This is a genomic window from Syntrophomonas sp. UBA5494, from assembly GCF_002426325.1.
Map to the genome: position 1 here is coordinate 1 of NZ_DIPG01000139.1, position 3,520 is coordinate 3,520.

Annotated in this window: 4 protein-coding genes; all 4 read left to right on the plus strand. The window is 47.2% G+C overall.

The annotated features are described in order from the left end of the window. The coding region (locus B3W37_RS15545; RefSeq protein ID WP_483176350.1) for an NADH-ubiquinone oxidoreductase-F iron-sulfur binding region domain-containing protein at positions 1 to 246 on the plus strand (246 nt) is incomplete at its 5' end. 24 nt (positions 247 to 270) lie between these two features. Beyond that, entirely contained in the window at positions 271 to 1,995 is a 1,725-nt protein-coding gene (locus tag B3W37_RS15550; RefSeq protein WP_483176351.1) for an NADH-dependent [FeFe] hydrogenase, group A6, read from the plus strand. Between the two features lie 213 nt (positions 1,996 to 2,208). After that, a complete protein-coding gene (locus B3W37_RS15555) occupies positions 2,209 to 2,454 on the plus strand; it encodes a TM1266 family iron-only hydrogenase system putative regulator (RefSeq protein ID WP_483176352.1) in 246 nt (81 codons plus the stop codon). A gap of 47 nt (positions 2,455 to 2,501) precedes the next feature. Further along, positions 2,502 to 3,520 (plus strand): [FeFe] hydrogenase H-cluster radical SAM maturase HydE (gene hydE / locus B3W37_RS15560; RefSeq protein WP_483176353.1); only part of this gene is annotated, 1,019 nt, incomplete at its 3' end.

Below are 3,520 nucleotides of genomic sequence, written 5' to 3' on the forward strand. Positions count from 1 at the left end.
GCAAAATTCTTTGAACATGAATCTTGCGGTAAGTGCGCTCCTTGCCGGGAAGGTACCTCGCGCATGCATGAGCTGATGGATAAGATAAATGCCGGAAAAGGCTCTGCCATTGACATTACCGTGCTGGAAAGGCTGGGTCGGGTCATGTCCTATTCCTGCCTCTGCGGTCTCGGTCAGGCTGCTCCGGCACCAGTATTAACCACCATCAAACAGTTCAGGGCCGACTACAATGCCAAACTGATGTAGGAAAGAGCAAAAGGAGTGAATTAAATGGTTAATGTGACTATAGACGGAATTAAAGTATCCGTTCCTAATGGCTCAACCATCCTGCAGGCAGCAAAAGAAGTCGGTATCCGTATTCCTACACTGTGTTATCATCCTGACCAGGCTGTCAAAGCCAATTGCAGGGTGTGTGTATGTGAAGTCGAAGGTAATAGACTTCTCCAGGCTGCCTGTTCACAACCGGTTAGCGATGGAATGGTAATAAAAACCCGCAGTCCCAAAGTTATTGAGGCCAGACAAACCATACTCGAACTTATATTAGCCAATCATCCCCAGGATTGCCTCAATTGTATAAGAAATGGGAACTGTGAACTGCAGGAACTGGCTCGCGAATATTGTATTCGTGAAAATCCCTTTGAACTTAAAACCAGGGGTCTCGAAAAAGATTATTCAACCCCCTCCCTGTTCCGTGACCCCAATAAGTGCATACTTTGCCGCCGCTGCATCGAAACCTGTACCACTGTACAGGGTGTAAATGCACTCGGTCTGGAATATCGCGGTCATAATGCCATGGTCGTTCCCACCATGGGGCAGAACCTGATTGACAGCCCCTGCGTCATGTGCGGCCAGTGTATCCATGCCTGCCCGGTCGGCGCTATAGGTGAAGTAGAAGAAATAGACAAACTGCTCGCCGCCATAGCCGATCCCGATAAAATTGTCGTTACCCAGATGGCGCCTGCCGTAAGAGTTGCCATTGGTGAAGAAGTAGGTATGAAGACCGGCGAAATGCCGATGGATAAATTGGTAGCAGCCTTGCGCCAGGTAGGCTTTGATTATGTTCTACATACCAACTTCACCGCTGACCTCACTATATTGGAGGAAGGCAACGAGCTCTTACAGAGGTTAACCACAGGCGGCACTCTGCCTATGTTTACCTCCTGCAGCCCGGGCTGGATCAACTTCTGTGAGACCTACTATCCTGATTTACTGGATAACCTGTCCACTTGTAAATCGCCTCAGCAAATGTTTGGTTCCCTGGTAAAGACTTACTGGGCTGAAAAGATGAATGTTTCCCCGGATAAAATTTACTCCGTATCCATCATGCCCTGTACCGCCAAGAAATTCGAATCTGCCCGTCCCGAGATGAACTCCAGCGGTTACCGGGATGTGGACCTGGTTCTCACCACCCGCGAACTGGGCCGGATTCTACGCTTGAGCGGAATTGACTTTGGTAAACTGGAGCCTTCCTCCTTTGATTCCTGGATGGGAGCTTACACCGGTGCAGGCGTAATATTCGGCGCCAGCGGCGGTGTTATGGAAGCAGCTTTAAGAACCGTTTACGAAGTAGTTACCAAGGAAGAATTAAAAGACGTTAACTTCACAATTTGCCGTGGATTAACCGGCATCAAGGAAGCTGAAGTCAACCTTAACGGTACCGTGGTCAAGGTGGCCATCGCCAACGGCTTAAGCAATGCCAGAAAACTTATGGACCAGATCAGAGCCGGAGAATCACCCTACCACTTTATTGAAATCATGGCCTGCCCCGGCGGCTGTATAGGCGGCGGCGGACAGCCCATAACCAAATGCAATGCTAAACGCGAAGAGCGCATCACCGGAATCTATGTGGAAGATAATAATTGTGCCCTGAGAAAATCCCACGAGAATCCGGAAGTCAAGAGTCTTTATGATGAGTTCCTGCATGAACCTTTGGGACATAAATCCCATGAACTTCTGCACACTCATTATCATGCCAAAAACAAGAGAGTTCTGTAATCTTTTATGAATTAGTCCAGTTGGGAGAGCTTGAAAGAAGGCTTAGGGGCTGACCTTCAAACTCATTAAAGGCTAAATAATTACCCTGCTAACAAGGTAAACGCTAAGTTAAAGGGGTCATCATATTTTTACCTTTCAATTAAGGCATATGTATGACCGCTTACCTTGAAAACAGGCAAGCGGTTTTTTATTGGGCAGCGGAGGTGAAAGAAAATGGACAAAAGACTGGGAGTAATAGGAATTGTTATTGAAGATCGGCAGGTGGTTCCCCAGGTAAATAAAATCCTGAGTGAGCACGCCGATATGATTATCGGGCGGATGGGACTGCCCCACCGTGAACGTGAAGTATCGGTAATATCACTTATTGTTGACGGCACCACCGACCAGGTCGGCTCCATGACCGGCAAGCTGGGCAACATTCCCCAGGTCATTGTTAAAAGCGCCCTGACCAAAGCGTAAGATCGTTGTTCAAAATTATTTCTTGATCGAAACGAAAGGAAAAGCTAATGCAAAACCTCATAGATAAATTGCATAGAGAAAAGGTTTTGAGCCAGGCAGAGTTGGTAACACTGCTTAAATGCTCTGAAACAGAGCATAGTCATTATCTGTTTTCGAAATCAAGAGCTGTGGCAGACCAGTTTTTCGGGAATAAAATCTTCGTGCGCGGTTTAATCGAATTTACTAATTTTTGTAAAAACGATTGCTATTATTGCGGAATCAGAAAGAGCAATCTTAATACCGAACGCTATCGTCTCCAGGCAGAAGATATTTTATCCTGCTGTGAACATGGATATGAACTTGGTTTTCGTACCTTTGTTTTACAGGGTGGAGAAGATTTATGGTATTCGGATGAAAAAATGATTAGCATAATCTCTTCCATCAAAAAGTCTTTTCCCGATTGTGCCGTTACCCTTTCCCTGGGCGAGAAAACCTATGAGCAATATCTGAACTTTTATAAGGCCGGGGCCGACCGTTACCTCCTGCGTCACGAAACTGCCAATGCAGAGCACTACGCCAAGCTGCACCCCCGGGGATTAAGTGCTGCCAACCGGCAGCGCTGCCTGTTTGATCTGAAACAAATAGGATACCAGGTAGGTGCAGGTTTTATGGTCGGGTCCCCTTACCAAACCATCGAAAACCTGGCCGAGGATTTATTGTTTATTAAAAAGCTGGAACCGCAAATGATTGGGATCGGGCCCTTTATTCCGCACCACGACACGCCCTTGGCCCAATATCCGGCCGGGCCGTTAAACTTGACCCTTATGCTGATTGGAATATTGCGTTTGATGTTGCCCAACGCCCTAATTCCTTCTACCACGGCACTGGGCACTATCCATCCCCACGGGAGGGAAATGGGTATTTTGGCCGGCGCCAATGTGGTTATGCCCAACCTTTCTCCCGTTGGAGTAAGAAAAAAATATTTGCTCTATGATAATAAGATCTGCACGGGAGAGGAAGCAGCCGAATGCCGCTTTTGCCTGCAGCAACGACTGCAGAAAATTGGATACGAGATAATAGTTGATCG